Origin of the sequence: Salinarimonas soli, from assembly GCF_008386575.1 — a bacterium.
Classification (GTDB): Bacteria; Pseudomonadota; Alphaproteobacteria; order Rhizobiales; family Beijerinckiaceae; genus Salinarimonas_A; species Salinarimonas_A soli.
On the sequence record NZ_VUOA01000048.1, the window covers coordinates 244 to 17753 of the forward strand.

20 protein-coding genes and 1 tRNA gene are annotated in these 17510 nt (G+C 72.1%); 12 read left to right on the plus strand and 9 right to left on the minus strand.

The annotated features are described in order from the left end of the window. Nucleotides 1-36 precede the first annotated feature (36 nt). Nucleotides 37-1326 (minus strand): glutamate-5-semialdehyde dehydrogenase, encoded by a 1290-nt coding sequence (locus tag F0L46_RS23845; protein WP_240540132.1) that lies wholly within the window; start codon nucleotides 1324-1326, stop codon nucleotides 37-39. Nucleotides 1327-1515: 189 nt separating this feature from the next. On the opposite strand from F0L46_RS23845, the gene F0L46_RS23850 reads away from it, so the two are divergent. Further along, entirely contained in the window at nucleotides 1516-2685 is a 1170-nt protein-coding gene (locus F0L46_RS23850) for a divergent polysaccharide deacetylase family protein (protein WP_149822179.1), read from the plus strand. A gap of 174 nt (nucleotides 2686-2859) precedes the next feature. Continuing rightward, a complete protein-coding gene (locus F0L46_RS23855) occupies nucleotides 2860-3396 on the plus strand; it encodes an RNA pyrophosphohydrolase (RefSeq protein WP_149822122.1) in 537 nt (178 codons plus the stop codon). 58 nt (nucleotides 3397-3454) lie between these two features. Here F0L46_RS23855 and F0L46_RS26355 read toward each other — a convergent pair whose 3' ends face one another. Further along, entirely contained in the window at nucleotides 3455-3664 is a 210-nt protein-coding gene (locus F0L46_RS26355) for a DUF1236 domain-containing protein (RefSeq protein WP_188312117.1), read from the minus strand. Between F0L46_RS26355 and F0L46_RS26360 the strand changes: the two genes are divergently transcribed. The 7 genes from F0L46_RS26360 to F0L46_RS23890 all read left to right on the plus strand — a co-directional run bounded on the left by F0L46_RS26360 (nucleotide 3654) and on the right by F0L46_RS23890 (nucleotide 8825). Further along, the gene (locus F0L46_RS26360) at nucleotides 3654-4274 is read left to right on the plus strand and encodes a hypothetical protein (RefSeq protein ID WP_188312118.1); all 621 of its coding nucleotides are present in this window, start codon (nucleotides 3654-3656) and stop codon (nucleotides 4272-4274) included. The genes F0L46_RS26355 and F0L46_RS26360 overlap by 11 nt on opposite strands. A 219-nt stretch (nucleotides 4275-4493) precedes the next feature. Beyond that, nucleotides 4494-4883, plus strand: a complete 390-nt coding sequence (locus F0L46_RS23870; protein ID WP_149822125.1) for a hypothetical protein — start codon at nucleotides 4494-4496, stop codon at nucleotides 4881-4883. 218 nt (nucleotides 4884-5101) lie between these two features. Beyond that, nucleotides 5102-5245: a hypothetical protein gene (locus F0L46_RS26365; RefSeq protein ID WP_188312119.1), complete on the plus strand. Its 144-nt coding sequence runs from the start codon at nucleotides 5102-5104 to the stop codon at nucleotides 5243-5245. A gap of 127 nt (nucleotides 5246-5372) precedes the next feature. Beyond that, nucleotides 5373-6119, plus strand: coding sequence for an outer membrane protein (locus tag F0L46_RS23875; protein ID WP_149822126.1), 747 nt, complete (start codon nucleotides 5373-5375; stop codon nucleotides 6117-6119). A 192-nt stretch (nucleotides 6120-6311) separates the two neighbouring features. Continuing rightward, nucleotides 6312-6686, plus strand: a complete 375-nt coding sequence (locus tag F0L46_RS23880) for a DUF6894 family protein (protein ID WP_149822127.1) — start codon at nucleotides 6312-6314, stop codon at nucleotides 6684-6686. A gap of 174 nt (nucleotides 6687-6860) precedes the next feature. Beyond that, nucleotides 6861-7607 (plus strand): Crp/Fnr family transcriptional regulator, encoded by a 747-nt coding sequence (locus F0L46_RS23885; RefSeq protein WP_210247682.1) that lies wholly within the window; start codon nucleotides 6861-6863, stop codon nucleotides 7605-7607. A gap of 132 nt (nucleotides 7608-7739) precedes the next feature. Beyond that, on the plus strand, nucleotides 7740-8825 hold the full coding sequence (locus F0L46_RS23890; RefSeq protein WP_149822128.1) for a TRAP transporter substrate-binding protein: 1086 nt from the start codon (nucleotides 7740-7742) through the stop codon (nucleotides 8823-8825). Nucleotides 8826-9202: 377 nt separating this feature from the next. On the opposite strand, the gene ybaL is transcribed toward F0L46_RS23890, so the two are convergent. After that, nucleotides 9203-10978 carry a YbaL family putative K(+) efflux transporter gene (ybaL, locus tag F0L46_RS23895; RefSeq protein ID WP_149822129.1) on the minus strand — a complete coding sequence of 592 codons (1776 nt, stop codon included), beginning with the start codon at nucleotides 10976-10978 and terminating at the stop codon, nucleotides 9203-9205. Nucleotides 10979-11076: 98 nt separating this feature from the next. Here ybaL and F0L46_RS23900 point away from each other — a divergent pair, with 98 nt between their 5' ends. Continuing rightward, nucleotides 11077-11325, plus strand: coding sequence for a helix-turn-helix transcriptional regulator (locus F0L46_RS23900; protein WP_240540134.1), 249 nt, complete (start codon nucleotides 11077-11079; stop codon nucleotides 11323-11325). 76 nt (nucleotides 11326-11401) lie between these two features. On the opposite strand, the gene F0L46_RS23905 is transcribed toward F0L46_RS23900, so the two are convergent. Beyond that, nucleotides 11402-11674 (minus strand): DUF4242 domain-containing protein, encoded by a 273-nt coding sequence (locus F0L46_RS23905; protein WP_149822131.1) that lies wholly within the window; start codon nucleotides 11672-11674, stop codon nucleotides 11402-11404. Nucleotides 11675-12564: 890 nt separating this feature from the next. Between F0L46_RS23905 and F0L46_RS23910 the strand changes: the two genes are divergently transcribed. Continuing rightward, nucleotides 12565-12768 (plus strand): hypothetical protein, encoded by a 204-nt coding sequence (locus tag F0L46_RS23910; RefSeq protein ID WP_149822132.1) that lies wholly within the window; start codon nucleotides 12565-12567, stop codon nucleotides 12766-12768. A gap of 31 nt (nucleotides 12769-12799) precedes the next feature. On the opposite strand, the gene F0L46_RS23915 is transcribed toward F0L46_RS23910, so the two are convergent. Then, on the minus strand, nucleotides 12800-13129 hold the full coding sequence (locus F0L46_RS23915) for a hypothetical protein (protein ID WP_149822133.1): 330 nt from the start codon (nucleotides 13127-13129) through the stop codon (nucleotides 12800-12802). Between the two features lie 130 nt (nucleotides 13130-13259). Then, a tRNA-Leu gene (locus F0L46_RS23920) sits at nucleotides 13260-13344 on the minus strand. 145 nt (nucleotides 13345-13489) lie between these two features. Between F0L46_RS23920 and F0L46_RS23925 the strand changes: the two genes are divergently transcribed. Beyond that, a complete protein-coding gene (locus F0L46_RS23925; protein WP_149822134.1) occupies nucleotides 13490-14008 on the plus strand; it encodes a disulfide bond formation protein B in 519 nt (172 codons plus the stop codon). A 174-nt stretch (nucleotides 14009-14182) separates the two neighbouring features. Here the strand turns inward: F0L46_RS23925 and F0L46_RS23930 are convergent, their stop codons facing one another. The 3 genes from F0L46_RS23930 to F0L46_RS23940 form a co-directional block, all read right to left on the minus strand. Then, nucleotides 14183-14374 (minus strand): twin transmembrane helix small protein, encoded by a 192-nt coding sequence (locus F0L46_RS23930; protein ID WP_149822135.1) that lies wholly within the window; start codon nucleotides 14372-14374, stop codon nucleotides 14183-14185. Nucleotides 14375-14452: 78 nt separating this feature from the next. Then, nucleotides 14453-17077 (minus strand): TIGR02302 family protein, encoded by a 2625-nt coding sequence (locus F0L46_RS23935; protein WP_149822136.1) that lies wholly within the window; start codon nucleotides 17075-17077, stop codon nucleotides 14453-14455. A 153-nt stretch (nucleotides 17078-17230) separates the two neighbouring features. Then, nucleotides 17231-17488, minus strand: a complete 258-nt coding sequence (locus F0L46_RS23940; protein ID WP_149822137.1) for a hypothetical protein — start codon at nucleotides 17486-17488, stop codon at nucleotides 17231-17233. Between the last annotated feature and the right edge of the window lie 22 nt (nucleotides 17489-17510).

Genomic DNA, 17510 nt, shown 5'->3' on the forward strand with positions numbered 1-17510 from the left:
CCCGCACGGCGGGGAGAGGAGAGGCGCCCCCCTCCCTCACGGCCGGGTCTGCCCGGTGCCCCGGATGCGGTAGTTGAAGCTCGTGAGCTGCTCCAGGCCGACGGGGCCGCGGGCGTGCATGCGGCCCGTGGCGATGCCGATCTCGGCGCCGAAGCCGAACTCGCCGCCGTCGGCGAACTGGGTCGAGGCGTTGTGGAGCACGATGGCGGAGTCCACCTCGGCGAGGAAGCGGGCGGCGGCGGCCTCGTTCGCGGTCACGATGGCGTCGGTGTGGTGCGAGCCCCAGCGCTCGACATGGGCGATGGCCGCGTCGAGCCCGTCGACCACGGCGGCCGCGATGATCGGCGCGCCATATTCCGCGGGCCAGTCCTCGGTGGTGGCCGGCACCACGCGCGGATCGGCGCCCTGCACGGCGGCGTCGCCCCGGACCTCGCAGCCGGCCCCGATGAGCATGGCGACGAGCGGCTTCAGGTGCGTGGCCGCGCAGGCGCGGTCGACGAGAAGGGTCTCGGCGGCGCCGCAGACGCTGGTGCGCCGCATCTTGGCGTTGAGGACGATCTCCCTCGCCATGGCGAGGTCCGCGTCCGCGTGGACGTAGACGTGGCAGACGCCCTCCAGGTGGGCGAAGACGGGCACCCGCGCGTCCGCCTGCACCCGGGCGACGAGGCTCTTGCCCCCGCGCGGCACGATCACGTCGATGGCGCCATTGAGCCCCGTCAGCATGGCGCCCACGGCGTCGCGGTCGCGGGTGGGGACGAGCTGGATCGCGTCGGCCGGCAGGCCCGCGCGCGCGAGCCCCTCGGCCATGGCGGCGGCGAGCGCCGAGGAGGTGCGGAAGCTGTCCGAGCCCGCGCGCAGGATCGCCGCGTTGCCCGCCTTGAGGCACAGGGCGCCCGCGTCCGCCGTGACGTTGGGGCGGCTCTCGAAGATCACGCCCACCACGCCGAGCGGCGTCGCGACCCGCTCGATGGCGAGGCCGTTCGGCCGCTCGAAGCGCGCGAGGCTCCGGCCGACGGGGTCGGGCAGCCCCGCGATGCTCTCCACCGCCGCCGCCACCGCCTCCAGGCGCCGGGCGTCGAGGGCGAGGCGGTCGAGGAAGGCGGCGGTCTGGCCCCGGGCGGTCGCCTCGGCCACGTCCTCCGCGTTCGCCGCCAGGATCGCCGGCGCCCGCTCGCGGATCGCCGCCGCGATGGCCAGGAGCGCGGCGTTCTTCGTCTCCGTGGAGGCGAGCGCGAGGGCCCGCGCGGCGGCGCGGGCGCGCCGGCCGAGATCGAGCATCAGGCCGCCCATATCGGGCTCGGGGGACTTGTGCAGGGCAAGCGTCATGGCTTGGACCTCGAGACGGAACTGCCGGCCATGTAGCACGCCTGCGGCCGGGCTTCACCCCTCGGGCCCGCATGGCGGTCCGGCGCAGCATGCTCAACGAAACCTTAACGCCCGCAGGGGTCTGCTCGATGCGCCGCTCGCCGTGATTCGGGCGCGCCGCGAGGACCGACCGTGACCACCGACGCCCTGATGCAGCCCCTCGGGATGGACCGGCGCGAGCCGCGCCGCCTGCCGTCCCTGCCCCTCGCCCGCATCCTCGCCGCCCTCGCGGGGGCGGGCGCCGCGGCGCTCGGGGCCTATGTGGCGGTGGTGGACGATCCCCTCGGCGGCGAGCCCTACGCCCGGGTGGCGGTGGAACGGATCGCCGCCGCGCCGGCTCCCGCAGCCCCCGCTCAAGGCGGCCGCGTGGTGGACCTGCCCGGCCGGGACGGCGCGCGCAGCACCGCGGTGGAGCTGGAGAGCGCCTCGGGCGTCACGGTGCTGCGCCCCGACGGCTCGGGCGCGCCGGCGTCCGTGGTGGTGCGGGTCCCGACCCCGCCGGCCGCGATCCGCCTTGCCCCGGCGCCCGACCGGCGCCTCGTCGAGCGCGGGCGCCACGGCACCCTGCCCAAGGCGGGGGAGGGGGTGCGCCCTCTCGACGTCTACGCGAGACCCGCCGAGTCCCTGCCCGGCGGCGTGACGCCCGCGGGCCGCGTCGCGATCCTCGTGGGCGGTCTTGGGATCAGCCAGAGCGCCACCGCGAGCGCGATCGCCAAGCTGCCGCCCGCCATGACGCTCGCCTTCGCGCCCTATGGCAACGACCTGGAGCGGCATGTCGCCCGCGCCCGGGAGGACGGGCACGAGGTCATGCTCCAGGTGCCCATGGAGCCCTTCGACTATCCCGACAACGATCCGGGCCCCCACACCCTCACCGCCAAGGCGAAGGCCGCCGAGAACCTCGACCGGCTGCATTGGATCATGGCGCGCTTCTCCGGCTATGTCGGCATCGTGAACTTCATGGGCGCCCGCATCACCGCCGACGAGGCCGCGATGGCGCCGATCCTGCGCGAGATCGGGACCCGGGGCTTGGGCTTCCTCGACGACGGCTCCTCGCCCCGCTCCATCGTGGCCGCCTTGGCCCGCAAGGCCGGCACCCCCGCCGCCGCGGCCGACCGGGTGATCGACGCCGTGGCGCGGCCCGACGAGATCGACCGGGAGCTCGCGCGCCTGGAGGACATCGCGCGCAAGGGCGGCGTGGCCGTTGGCAGCGCGAGCGCGCTGCCGCTCACCATCGAGCGCCTGGAGCGCTGGGCCCGGGGCCTGGAGGCCCGCGGCATCCTGCTCGTCCCGGTCTCCTCGGTGCTGCGCGCCGAGCGCTGAGCGCGCCTGCGGCACCCGACGCCACGACGACGGGTTGATCCCGACGCCCGATGGGGCGTTTAATGGGGAAGGCCGCGCGACGGCGCGGCGAATCACGTAGCAATGGGGGTTCGAACGGCGCTCCGGGCAGCGCGCCGAACCGATTCCGCCGATGGTTGGGAGCTGCGCAGGCGTATGACCACGAACCGCAAAGCGGCACGACACGTCGACATCGACGCGCTGCCCTATCGCGCCTGCGTCGGCGTCGCCCTGTTCAATCGGGACGGTCTGGTGTTCGTCGGGCGGCGCAAGTCGGAGGCCGGCCCCGAGCATGTGGGCGGGGGCTATGCCTGGCAGATGCCGCAAGGGGGGATCGACCCCGGCGAGGATCCCTACAACGCGGCCCTGCGCGAGCTCCACGAGGAGACCAACGTCCGCACCGTGCGCTTCATGGCGGAGGTGGAGGACTGGCTCAACTACGACCTGCCCCGGGACGTGGCCGGGCGGGCCTGGAAGGGGCGCTATCGCGGCCAGAGCCAGAAATGGTTCGCCTTCCGCTTCCTCGGCGAGAGCGACGAGATCGACATCCGCTGCCCCGCCGGGCACCGGCCGGAATTCGACGAGTGGCGCTGGGAGCGGCTGGAGCGGCTGCCCGAGCTCATCATCCCGTTCAAGCGCGCCGTCTACGAGCGGGTCGCGGCGGAGTTCGCGCCCCTCGCGGTGCCGGCCTGACGGGGGAGGGGACGGCGGCGCCGTCCCCTCGGCGTTCGTACCTGGTCAGCGTCCGGGCTCAGCCCGTGCGCTCGATCACCGTCACGATCTTGCGCGAGCGTGGCTCGACGATGACGATCTGGTTGCGGATCACGAAGAAGCGGTAGCCGCGATAGGCCGGCACCACGCGGATCACGTCGGCGGGCACCTCCCGCAGCTCGACCGTCTCCGGGATCACGGTGCCCGACGAGATCGAGACGTTCACGTTCGTCACGGGCGTGACGTTCACGCTCGAGAACGACTGGACGACCTGGGTGCGCTGCTCCCCCTGGAGCGCCGGCAGCGAGCCCGTGGTGGTGGAGTTGCTGGAGCTGCTCGTGGACGAGCTGCTCTGCGACGAGCCCTGGGTGCTGCCCGACTGGTTGCTCTGCGCTGAGCCGGAGCCCTGCTGCTGCTGCGTGCCCTGGGCGGTGCCCGACGAGCCCGAACCCTGCCGCTGGCCGCTCGACGTGGTGCCGGAGTTGGAGCCGCCCTGCTGGCCGCTCGACGCCGTGCCGGACGAGCCCGATCCCTGCTGCTGCCCGCTCGACGCGGTGCCCGACTGCCCGGAGCCCGAGGACCCGGACTGCATGGTGCCGGACGACCCGGAGGAGCCCGACTGCATCGAGCCCGAGGAGCCCGACGAACCCGACTGCGCCGAGCCCGAGGGCTGCATGGTGCCCGAGGACCCGGCGCCGGCCGACGAGCCGCCGCCGCCGGCCGTCGAGCCGCTCATGCCGCCCGACGAGCCGCCGGAGCCGCCGCCCGAACCGCCGGCGGACCCGCCGCCCGACTGCGCGAAGCCGCCGGCGACGCTGAGCGCCAGCGCGGCCACCGCCGCCGTGCACAATAATCCGTAACGCATTGGACAACCTCCCAGTTGGGCGGCGAATTCGGATGGGTCGCCGCGCGACGGCAACGTGACGCCTGTCGCTTGGTTCCTGAGGGCCGCCTGGCCCGGTTTTCGCGGCTGAACGGCCGATGAAGGCCGCGTTCGGGTTCGCTTCAACAGGAGGGGTCTAGGGTCCTGTCCATGGGGCGGTGATCAACGCGACGCACCGCCCGCCTCGGAGGCTTCCATGCAGTTCCCCCTGAAGACCCTTGCCCTCTCAGCCCTGTCGGTTCTGGTGCTGGGCGGTGCCGCGAAGGCCGCCGACATCTCGATCTCGATCAACGCCCCCGTAGGCGTCCGCCAGGTCGCCGAATGGGACGGCGGCGGCTATTACGGCGGCGGGCGCCGCGAGGTGGAGCGCTACGTCGAGGAGCGCCGCGGAGGGCGCGGCTACGGCTACGGCCACGGTCACGGCTATGACGACGACGGCTATCGCTCCTGGCCCGAGCGCCGCTCCTGGAACCGCCCGGTAAGCGTTCGCCCCGCCTGGGGTGGCGAGGAGTGCCGAGTGATCATCAAGCGCCGGGTGAACCCCTGGGGCGACATGGTGGTGAAGCGGATCAAGATCTGCGACTGACCGCATCGCGACGGCTCGGACCCATCGAACGAGGGCGGCTCCCCGGAGCCGCCCTTCTTGCGTCCGGCCCGCACGTCCCCGCTTCGGCACGCGCCGCGTCCGAGATCAAGTCGAGGGGCCGGCCTGACTTAACGGAACGGTAATCCACCCCGGGGACGATAGCGTCAAAACAGGGCGACGCAGCAGTGGACGGGGCAAGCAGGTGAGGCTCGCCCGCGATGGATTTCCTCTACGCCCTTCTGGCGATCTACATGCTCGCCATGATCCTCTTCGCCTGGATCTGCTTCGCCCCGCCCGGATGGGGCCTCGACGAGGCGCGCTGGCGGCCCGACCGGCCTCGCGGCCGCCGCCGCACGGGCTGAGGCGCGCCCGCCTGTTGCGCGCCCGCCACGGGCGTCTGGTGCACGGCATTCGCGCCATCCCGGTAACCTGCTCTTAACCCCGGTCGGCGATCTGTCGCCTCCCGCATTTCCCCATTGGGTTCAGATCATGAAGTCACTTTTCCTCTCCGCCGCCGCACTCCTGGGCCTCACCGTCGCTGCCTCGGCGGCCGACCTGCCGCGTCGCTCCATGGCCCCGATGGCCGCGCCGATCATGTCCGTTCCCGTCTTCACCTGGACCGGCTTCTATGTCGGCGTGCAGGGCGGCTACGCGTTCGGCCAGGAGAACGTGCGCATCTATGACACCGTCACGGGCCTGAACTACGGCCGCCTCGACGGCAGCGACCTCGACGGCGTCGTGGGCGGCGTGCATGCCGGCTACAACGTCCAGTTCGGCTCGATCGTCGTCGGCGTCGAGGGCGACATCGAGGCCACCGGCATCGAGTCGAAGCGCGTCGAGACCTACACCGCCGGCGGCGTGGTGTTCACCGACTCGTACAAGGCGACCCTGGACTACCAGGCCTCGCTGCGCGCCCGCATCGGCTTCGCCTTCGACCGCGCCCTGGTCTATGCCACCGGCGGCGTCGCCTATGGCGATTTCGGCGCCCGCTTCTCCTCCACGGCCGCCGTCGGCGGCGTGTCGGTCACGAACTCCATCAAGTTCAGCGACGACGCCTTCGGCTACACCCTCGGCGCCGGCGTCGAGTACGCCGTCACCAACAACCTGACGGTCCGGGCCGAGTACCGCTACACCTCCTACGACCTGGGCCGCTTCGACGACCGCACGGTCGGTCTGGGCGCCTCCTCGGAGCCCGACTTCCACACCGTGCGCGTGGGCGCGAGCTACAAGTTCTGATCCCTCGGATCGGACGCGAGAGGGGAGCCCGGCGGCAGCGCCGGGCTCCTTTCCGTTTTGGGGCCTGGGCTCGTGGTCCAGGCCCCGGCTGCGTGGCCCCGGAGCCCCGATCAACATGGGTGAATGCGCCAGACGGCACCGAGGCTTAAGCCACGCCGTGACGTGATGTGGTCGCGAGCCCCGGAGCGATCGATGGACCAGGACAGGAGCCCACATGCCGTTCCGGACGCCGGGGACTGCACCCGGGGGCACGATCTCGCCGTCCGCGCCCAGACGCTGACGAACGTCTATGCGCGCCTTGCCGAAGCCTTCGAGCATCTCGACGCGCCGCCCCGGTTCCATTTCCATTTCCGGGCCGGGGGCTATCTCAGCCTGGATCAGTGCGGCGTCGAGCTGCCGGACGCCGACGCGGCTCGCGCCTGGGCCGAGCGGGAAGCCCGCCGGCTGACGGCGCCCGAGATGCCCCTCGGCGTCGACCCGCTCGACGGCGTCATCGTGATCACCGACGACAGCGACCGGATCGTGTGCGAGGTCGCCGTGCGCGACGCGGCGCGGGGGGGCGGCTGAGCGCCGCTGCGCCAAGGCACGGCGGCTGCGGGGCCGACAATTCCGTGCTAGCGTCCCGCTCGCGCCGTCATGGGCCGGCGCCGCCGGGACGTCCGCATCGCGCGTCCCACGTTCGAGACGATGCCGGCATGACGTGAGCGCGGGCTCCGGCCCGCGATCCGAGGGAGCGCCCGCGTGACGTCATCCGCCGCCTCCGACATCCATCCGGCGATCCTCAAGCTGGAGAGCCTCGCCCCCTTCGACCTCACGTCGGGGGAGAGGGCGGCCCTGCAGGCCTTGCCCGTCCAGACGGCGGAGCTGAAGGCCGACCAGGACATCGTGCGGGAGGGCGACCACCCGACCCGCTGCTGCGTCCTCCTCGAGGGATTGGCCTGCGTCTACAAGCTCACGGCCGAGGGCCGGCGCCAGATCATGGCGGTCCAGGTTCCAGGCGACATTCCCGACCTCCAGAGCCTGCACCTGAACACCCTCGACAACAGCGTCGGAACGCTCACCCCCTGCCGCCTCGGCTTCATCTCCCACGACGCGATACGCGAGCTCTGCCGGGCCCATCCCCGCATCGGCGGGATCCTCTGGCGCGAGACCCTCGTCGATGCCGCCATCTTCCGCGAATGGATGCTCAATCTCGGCCGGCGCGAGGCCTATGGGCGCCTCGCCCATCTCCTGTGCGAGCTCGTGGCGCGCCTGCGCGCGGTGGGGCTCGTGCAGGACGACACCTGCGACCTGCCCCTCACCCAGGCCGAGCTCGGCGACATCCTGGGCCTCTCCACCGTCCACGTGAACCGCACGCTCCAGGAGCTTCGGGCGGCGGGCCTGATCACCCTGCGCGGGGGCTCGCTGACGGTGGACGACTGGGCGGGCCTCGCGGCGGCGGGCGAGTTCGACCCTGCCTATCTCCATCTCCAGCCGCGCCGGACCTGAGCGGCGCCGCGCCCCTTCGTGGCCAGAAGGAGGATGGCGCGGGGTCGCGGGCCGAACTAGGCTCTTTCCGCCGGCCGCCATGCGGGCCGGCCCAAGGGACGCCAAGTCCTACATTCGCCCAGGAGGGAATTCATGAAGCGCCGTCACTTCCTCGCCAGCGCCGCCGTCGGTGCGGCCGCCAGCGCCGTCGCCGCGCCGGCCATCGCCCAATCCGCCCCCGAGATCCGCTGGCGCCTTCAGTCGGCCTTCCCGAAATCCCTCGACACGCTCTATGGCGGCGCTGACCTGTTCTGCCGCGTCCTCGCGGACCTGACGGACGGGCGCTTCCAGCTCCAGCCCTTCGCGGCCGGCGAGATCGTGGGCACCTTCCAGGTGGCCGACGCGGTCTCGAACGGGGTCGTCGAGGTGGGCCAGGCCACGACCTATTATTACGTGGGCAAGGACCCGACCTTCGCGCTGCCCTGCGACGTGCCCTTCGGGCTCAACGCGCGCCAGAAGAACGCCTGGATGACCCATGGCGGCGGCCTCGACCTGTGCAACGAGTTCTTCGCCAAGCAGAAGATGTATGCCCTGCCCGCCGGCAACACGGGCGCCCAGATGGGCGGCTGGTTCCGCAAGGAGGTGAAGACCCTCGAGGACCTGAAGGGCCTCAAGTTCCGCATCGGGGGCCTGGGCGGCCAGGTGATGCAGAAGCTCGGCGCGGTGCCCCAGCAGATCGCGGGGGGCGACATCTACCCGGCGCTGGAGCGCGGCACCATCGACGCCGCAGAGTTCGTCGGCCCGTATGACGACGAGAAGCTCGGCTTCAACAAGGTGGCGCCGTTCTATTATTACCCGGGCTGGTGGGACGGCGGCCCGCTCGTCCACGTGATGTTCAACCTCGACAAGTGGAACGAGCTGCCCAAGGCCTACAAGGCGGCGGTCCATGCGGCGGCGGCGCAGGTCAACATCGACATGCTCGGCAAGTACGACGCCCGCAACCCGGCGGCCCTGCGCCGGCTGGTGGGCGGCGGCGCGCAGCTGCGCCCGTTCTCGCAGGAGATCATGGAGGCGGCCTACAAGGCGTCGAACGAGGTCTATGACGAGATCTCGGCGAAGAACCCGGACTTCAAGAAGGTCTACGAGGCGCTGCGCGCGTTCCGGGGCGAGGAATATCTCTGGTTCCAGGTGGCCGAATATTCCTTCGACAGCTTCATGATCCGCTCGCGCGGCCGCTAGGCCGGGGGGGGAGCGTTAACCGCGCGTCGGCGATCGCGGCCACCGCTTCGAAACCATGTCGCGAGGCGGAACGGGCCCCGGTGCTCGTAAGCGTTGCCGTACGGGGACGGGTCGGCGATAGAAAGAGCGGGGGAGGTGCCGATACACCTCCCCCAGTTAGACGCGACTGTGGTTGACCACCATCTCACAGCCCGTCGGGCTCCGGCCCCTGAGGGATGCGGCAGCGGATCTCGGGGGTCGGGACCTGCCGGACGGGATGGCCCCCGCAAGGTCGTCCTGATTCGCAAAACAAAGTCTGACCAGGCCGGCCCGCGGGGCCCCTCGTCGCCTCCTGATCCCACATATTCCCGGGGTGTTGCCGGCTTGCCCTGCCGCCCTCACGCGGTCCGCCGGCGCGCGGCCTCGAAGGCGTCGCCGTCGGGGGCGGGGGAGTCCTCGCCGGCATCGTCCGTGGTTGCGCGGTTCAGGAGCCTGGCCGTCATCTCGCGGGCGATCTCGCGCTCGCCGAGCACGATGTGGTCGGCGCCGTAGCGCTGGAGGTGCTCGACCTCCGCGTCCGAATGCGCCCGGGCCACCACCACGAGGCGGGGGTTCACCGACCGGCCGGCCTCGATGAGCGTGCTAGCCTCGAAGGGGTTCGGGATGGCGCTCACGAGGCGGCGCGCGCCCGCGAGGTTCGCGGCCTCCAGCACCCCCGGCATGCCGGCCTCGCCCCGGATCGCCTCGATCCCGTCCTCGCGCAGGCGCGCCACCCGCGCCTCGTTCTCCTCGACGACGAGGAAGGGGATGCCGTGCGCCCGCAGATCCGCCGCGATGAGGCTGCCGACGCGCCCATGGCCCACGAGCACCACGTGCCCCGTGAGCGCGGTCGCTGGCAGCTCCGGGGCCGGCGAGGCGGGGGCCGCGCTCTCGAGGCCGGCCCGCGCCTCGCGCTCCCGGGCGGCGTGGCGGTCGAGCGCCACGAAGATCAGCGGGTTGACCATGATGGAGAGGATCGCCCCCGCGAGAATCAGGTCGTTACCCTCCCGGGGCAGGAGCCCGAGCGAGAGCCCTAGGCCCGCCAGGATGAAGGAGAACTCGCCGATCTGGGCGAGGCTCGCCGAGATGGTGAGCGCGGTGCCCGCCAGGTGGCCGAAGGCGCGCACGATGAGGAAGGCGGCGAGCGACTTGCCCACCACGATGATGCCGATTGTGGCGAGCACCGAGAGGGGCTCGCGCACCACGATGCTGGGATCGACCAGCATGCCCACCGAGACGAAGAACAACACCGCGAAGGCGTCGCGTAGCGGCAGGGTCTCCTTGGCGGCTTGGTGGCTGAGCTCGGACTCGGCGAGGATCATGCCCGCGAAGAAGGCGCCGAGGGCGAAGGACACCCCGAACAGGGCCGCCGAGCCGAAGGCGACGCCGAGCGCGATGGCGAGCACCGCGAGCCGGAACAGCTCGCGCGAGCCCGTATGGGCCACCCAGTGCAGCACCCAGGGGATCACCCGGCGCCCGATCACCAGCATCAGCCCCACGAAGGCCGCGACCTTCAGGAGCGTCCAGCCCAGCACCGCCCAGACCGAGCCCGGCGCGAGCCAGGCCACGAGGCCGCCGGGATCCGCCGCCGCCGCGTCCGTCCGCCCGCCGAGCAGGCCGGCGGTGGCGGGGAGCAGCACGAGGGCGAGCACCATGGCGAGGTCCTCGACGATGAGCCAGCCCACCGCGATCTTGCCCTTCTCGGTCTCGACGAGGCGCCGCTCCTGGAGGGCGCGCAGGAGCACCACCGTCGAGGCCACCGACAGGGCAAGGCCGAAGACGAGCCCTGCGCCGAGCGACCAGCCGAGCAGGTGGGCGAGCCCCATCCCGAGCGCGGTCGCCACCGCGATCTGGGCGACGGCGCCGGGGATCGCGATGGCCCGCACCGACATCAGGTCGGCGAGGGAGAAATGCAGGCCCACGCCGAACATGAGCAGGATGACCCCGATCTCGGCGAGCTGCGGCGCGAGCTGCTGGTCGGCGACGTAGCCCGGCGTGAACGGCCCGATCATCACCCCCGCCAGCAGATAGCCCACCAAGGGCGACAGCCGGACCCGCTGGGCCAGGGCGCCGAAGACGAAAGCGAGGCAGAGCCCCGCGACGATGGTGGCGATCAGGGACGTATGGTGGGGCATGATCCTCCTCGCGGCCGCGGGGCCGGCGCTTGAACCTCGACGATGGCTGAGATATATCAACCAATATGGCTGACAGCAGCCCGGATGGTCAAGACGTCATGGCGAAGATCACGCCTGCCCAATGCCGCGCCGCCCGCGGCCTGCTCGACTGGACGCAGGAACACCTCGCCGAGCGGGCGGAGCTCTCCCGCTCGACGATCCGGGATTTCGAAGGGGGGCGGCACGACCTTCAGCGCGCGTCGGCGGCCCAGCTCGTCCGGGTCTTCGACGCATCCGGCGTCGCGCTGCTCGAGGCCGGCGACATGGGCCCGGGCGTCCGCCTCAAGGCGCCGCCGACGGCAGAATAGGTGGATCGCCCCCCTCCCGGGCATCGGGGGAGCCCGCGCCATGATGCCGGGCGGGCTCCGCGTGCGGTGGTGCGGCCTACTCCGCCGTCGTGGGGTCGATCACCGAGCGCACCTGCGAGATGCTGTCGGCCGGGAACCCGCCCTGGCGGGCATGCTCCCGGATGATCTCCTCGTTCGGCGCGCGGTAGATGCAGTAGATCTTGTCGTCGGTCACGTAGCTGTGGACCCACTGGATCTCCGGCCCGAGGTCGCGCAGCACCCCGCACGAGGTCTGCGACGCGCCCTTCAGGTCCGCCGCCGACGCCCCGCCGACGCCCGGCATGTTTCGTTCGATGACAAATTGCGGCATCCGTCGTCCGTCGGCCGAGCCGACGCTCCCTGTGGTCCCGGTCGACCGGGAGCGCCAGCATGCGCCGATCGGCGGCGGAGGGGAACGCCCGTGACCGCGCCGGGAACGGATTTGGCTCATCCGTCCGGGCGAGGCCTCACGGGTGCTCCACGAGCCCCGCGGGAGCGGGAGGTCAGGCTTCCCGGCGCCAGTCCCAGATCAGGAAGGCGGTGGGGAGGAGGACGATCGCGAAGAAGATCCAGTCGAACATCTGCGGCATGGTGGGCTCCATGGGTTCGAGAGTCTCAACGGGGGAAAGACGGGCGCACCCGGGTGGTTCCGGATCCCAGCTTGCCGACGCCGGGGACGCCCCCGCAGCCCTCCGGCGATCCCGGGAACGTCGCAGCCTTAGGGCACGCCCCCGCGCCGGCCCGGCATCGGCCCGATCCGACGTGCTCTCGGGCGGGCGGGCCGGAGATACCATCGTATCTCTTCCGTAACCGGCCCCGGGGGAGGATGAATCGAGGCCCGCGTCGATTCGCGGGCGACCGAAGGGCTCAGCCGATGTCCGCTCTCCCGCTCCTGCTCGTCGCCCTCGGCCTCATGACCGCCGTATCCTTCGTGCAGAAGCATCGCGCCGGGCGCGGCTGAGCCCTGCGGGCGGGACGGGGACGGCGCGGGCAGGCCCGTCCTGCTTGTGGTCGCTGGCCGGCGAGAGTGATCAGGTCTGCCGGCTCAGGCACGCGCCGATGAGCTCAAGCTAGGCCGTCCCATATGAACGGCTCCGGAACGGGGCGTTCACGCGGGGCGTCCTGGCGGGCGTGCGGGCCCGACCGCTTCAATTTGAGCGTTCTCCTTGGCCCCGGTTTCAGATGTCGCGTTTAAGCTCGGTTCACGCTGAGGAGGACGCGATGGAAACCGACGACATGGCCAGGCTGAAGCCCACCGACCCCGCGACGGTGCTGCTCGGCGAGGACCGCCACCACTTCGCAAGCATCGAGGACGCGCTCCGGTTCGCCCTGGGCACCGCCGCCCACCGCGCCTGGGTCATCACCGACCGCGGCCTCCTCGCCCCCGAGGACCTCCCCCGCCTCGCCCAGAGGCTCGCCGCCTGATGCCCGGGGAGGATGGTGCACCCGTGCAGAATTACAGCCCGTCGTACGCCCAGCCGTAGATCGCCCGGTACACGAACACCCCGGTTGCGACCAGCAGGACGAAGCCGACGAGCGGCGCGGCGTCGGCGCTGATGACGATCCGGCGTCCGTCCCGGGTCCAGAAGCGGGTCTGGGGCACGTCCAGCCAGGGCTGGATCCTCACGAAGCCGAACGTCAGCAGCGGCAGAAGGAGGCGAGCCGCTAGGGACGTCAGGACGATGAAGATCGGTTCGGCGAGCCAGTCCATGCGAGGGGCGAGGGTTCGCAGTTCGAGGATATGAAGATGTGGGAGGGCGGTGCGCTCCTGCCAAGCGCCTGACATGGCCGCGACGCTCCGATGCACGGGCGCCATCGCCTCATTCACATCGTCGCTCCCGTTCGTGCGGGCTCCAGCTCGCCGACATGAGCGCAAGGCCGTTCGGACATGAATGGACGACGGGGATATTGACGGGTGGTGCCCCTGGCCGGGATCGAACCAGCACTCCTTGCGGAACTCGATTTTGAGTCGAGCGCGTCTACCAATTCCGCCACAGGGGCCCGGTCCGTCCGGTACCATGGGCCGGGAAGGGGGGTCAATCGGGCGGACTCGCGGGTTCGTGGATTTACATTCGCGGCCCGGTGACTAGGTGAGGGGCACGTGTTCCCGCGCGGGCCGCCCGGCCCGGCCCCTGAGAGCCCATCCATGACCCCAAGCCACCGCCGCCTGCTCTCCATCGAGACGGTCGCGCTCCTCGTCCTCGTCGTGGGCGGCGCGACGATCCTGGGGGCGCTCTATTTCGAGCACGTGGTGGGGCTTCGCCCCTGCAAGCTCTGCCTCCAGCAGCGCTGGCCCTATTATGCCGGCCTGCCGGTCGCGGCGCTCGCGCTTCTCGCGGCCTGGCGGGGCGCCGTGTCGCCGGCGCGGGCGGCGCTCGGGCTCGCCGCCGTGATCTTCCTCGCCGGCGCGGGGCTCGGCGCCTATCACGCGGGCGTGGAGTGGGGGTTTTGGGCCGGGCCGAGCGATTGCGGCGGCGCCTCCGCACTGGCTGCCGGCATGGGCGACTTCCTGCGCCAGCTCCAGACCGTGCGGGTGGTGAGCTGCACCGAGGCCGCCTGGCGCTTCCTCGGCGTCTCCATGGCGGGCTGGAACGCCATGATCTCCCTCGGCCTCGCCACCATGAGCGCTGCGGCGGCGATCCGGGCGCGGCGCGGGAGGGCGTAACGCCTCGGAGGCTGGCCCATGAGGACGGCCCGCCCTCCACCCTCGTTCTGAGGCGCCCGCCGCAGGTGGACCTCGAAGGGCGATCCAGAGGTCTCCGGACGGCTGTGAAGGCGTGCTGCGTGCGTCGAGGCTCAGCATGAGGGGGTGGTGAGCAAGCCCTTGCGGGTCAGGCTCTCAGGCGCTCCGCCACCAGATCACGCCCATGATGATGACGATCGCCACGAACTGAAGCAGCACGCGCATGCGCATGAGCTTCTGCGACCGGTCGGCGCTGCCGCCGCGCAGCATGTTGAACAGCCCCATGGCGAGCACGATCGCGACGGCGCCGATGCCGATGGGGACGAGAAGGTTGGTAAGCGCGTTCATGAAGCCTGACGATTTGCCCCGGGCCGCCCGGTGGCGGCCCGGCAGGGGTGAGGGGAGGGGGTGTCCGCCGCCGAGCCGCTAGCGCGGCCGCAGCAGGCGCTCCAGGTAGTCGAGCTCCTCGCGGGGGCGGGTGGGGTCGCCGAGCTTGCGGCGCAGCTCCTCGAGGATGCGCCGGGCCCGCTGCACCGCGGATTCGTCGGCGGTGGGCACCCGGACGCGACCGTCCGAGAAGTCCCGCGAGCGGGTCGGGCGGCCCAGGGGGTCGTTGTCGCGCTGGGCGTTCTGCCCCCGCTGGCCGGGCTGCGCCTGGCCGGGCTGCTCGCCGTTGGCCTGCTCGTTGCCCTCGCCCTCGCCCATCATCTGCTGCATCTGCTGGGCCATGCCCTGGGCCCCGCGCTGGAGCCCCTCCAGGGCGCGCCCCTGCGCGTCGACGGCCTGGCCCTCCTGGCCCTGGCCGAGCGCGCCTTCCGCCTCGCGCATGGCCTGCTCGGCATCGCCGAGGCCCTGCTCGCCCTGCATGCCCATGCCGCGCATCTGCCGCTGGAGCTGCTCCAGGCGCTCGCGCAAGGCCTGCTGGCGCTGCTGGAGGCCTTGCTGGCCCTGCTGGCCTTGCCCCTGCTGCCCCTGCTGGCCCTCCGCCTGCTCCTGGCCCTCCTGGCCTTGCTGCCCGGGTTGCCGCTGCCCCTGCTGCCCGGGCTGGCGCTGGCCCTGCTGCTGACCCTGCTGCCGGTTGCCCCGGGGCTGGGCGCGGTTCTGCTGGCCGTCGCGGAAGGTCTCGTCGCGCAGCTGCTGCTGGTTGCGGGTGAGGTCGTCGAGCTCGTTCATCTGCCGGCTCATCTCCCGCGCCATCGGATCGCTCATCCGGTTGTTGGGGCGGGCGGCCTGGAGGTTGTTGAGGAGGTTCTGCAGCTCCTGGAGCAGGCGCTGGGCCTCCGCCACGTCGCCCTTGCGCATGGCCTCCTGCATCTGGTTGAGCATGCGGTTGAGGTCGTCGGGGGTGATCGTGCGCTCGGGCTGGTTCTGGTTCGGCTGCTGCTCGGCGTTCTGCTGGTTGCGCTGCATCTGCTCGGCGAACTCGCGCAGGAAATTGTTCATCGCCTGGCGCAGCTCCTCGGTGAGCCGGCGGATCTCCTCCTCGGAGGCGCCGCGCTCCATGGCCTCGCGCAGGCGCTCCTGGGCGGCGCGCAGCTCGCGCTCGGCCTGGGAGAGGTCGCCCTCCTCGATCTGGAGCGCCATCTGCCAGAGCATGTCGGCGACCTCGACGAGGCTCTCGTCGTTGCGCGCCCGGCGCAGGCGCTCGGTGGCCATGCGCAGGCCGAGGAACACGCCCCATTGCGGGGTGAAGCGCTCAGGCGCGATCATGAGCGAGTCGAGGGCGGTCTGGACCGTGCGGCGGTCGTCGGGGTCGAGGACGAGGTTGCGGCGCTGCTCCACGAGGGCGCGGGCGAGCGGCTTCGTGAAGGGCCGCGCCGGCAGCGTGAAGTCCAGGGTGGCGCTGCGCCCCTCCTGCTCGGCCTCGTCGCGGGCCACGAGGGTGATCTTCACCCGCGCGCCGGCCCAGGGGTGCTCGGAGAGGTCGACCGTGGAGCGGGTCTCGGCGTCGGCCTGCGGATCGGCGGGGAGCTGGAGGGTGATCTTGGGCGCGGGCACGAGGCTGCGCTTGCCCACGAGCCCCTCGCCCTTCTCGACGATGCCCTCCGCCGAGACGATGCCGTAGTCGTCCCGGGCCACGTAGCCCATGGTGAAGGTGCCGCGCTGGCCGTTCTCGGGCGGGGTCGCGAAAGCGATGGTAGGGGGGGCGTCGGGGATGGCCTGGATGGTGAGGCGCATGCTCGAGGCGAGGCCCGTGCCCACGAGAAGGGTGCCGTCGCCCTCCACGGTGAAGCGCTGCTCGCGCAGGTCCTGGCGCTGGTTGTCGGGTTTCGGCAGGGCCGCGAGCCGCCCTTCGGGGGTCACGGAGGCGTCGCCCCGGCCGGCCGCCCGGATCACCACGGTAGACTTCACCGGCACCCGCAGGCGCTGCTCGCCCGCCGCGTTCGCGAAGTCGATCATCAGGGGCGGCGTGCGGGTGTAGAGCGGCGGGTCGACCCAGCCGTCGATGCGCGAGACGGGCGCGGCGGCCAAGGGCACGCGCCAGTCGAAGGCCGAGCCCGTGCGCCGGGCGATCTCGGGGCCGGCCACGACGGCGCTCGCCGCGAGCGCGAGGATGCCCATGCCGCGCAGGGCATAGCGGTCGCGCCCGGGCATGCCGGGGCTCGGCGCCGCGAGCCGCAGGCGGCCGACGGCGGCCTCGGCCCGGCGGCGGTGCACCTCCCACAGGGCGCGCGAGGCGGGATCGTTGGAGCCCGCCGCGAGGGTGTCCTCCAGGGCGCGGGCGGGGCCGTGCTTCAGGCCGGCATCCCGGTCGAGCCGGTCGAGCGCGGCGGGCCGCCCGGGGCCGCGCAGCCGCAGCAGCGGCACGAGCGAGACGGCGAGGGCGAGGCCGAACAGGGCAAGGCCGATCTGGCGTCCGCGTGGCCCGAACTCCAGCCACAGGCCGAGCCAGGACAGGATGAGGAACGCCATGATCACGGCGAGCGGCCCCCAGGCCAGCGGCCAGATCCGCTCCCACCACAGCACCAGGCGCGCCCGGCCGACCATCCGGTCGAGCCGCATCAGGGCGGGGGACCGGGTGGGCTGCTCGGGGCTCGGGCGATCGGTCATGCAAAGGCTCCCGGCGCGAGAAATCGCGCGTTCATCCCCCCGCCACGAAGGCTAGCACGGAACGCACGGCCCGCCAGCGGACAATTCCGCGCGTCCCGGCTGGGGGACGCGAGAGAACGTGGAGGCCGGGAATTCGTTGCCCGGCGCCGGCCTTCAACCCGACAGCGCCTGGCGCATGCCGCGGATCGCCTCCTCGAGCATGCGCTCGGCGTCGGCCGTGAGGTTGATATAATCGCCGTCGAGGGAGATCAGGCCGCGCTCGGTGAGTTCCGCGACGGCCTCGTCGTCGGCCTTGTGGCCGGCGCCGTCCCGGCGCACCACCTTCGAGACCTTCTGCCCGCTCTCGAGCTGGTGGAAGGCGGCGAAGGCGAAGACCGCCAGGGCCTTGTCGCTGAGTTGGGTCCCGCTCATGATTCTCCTCGGATGGCCGCTG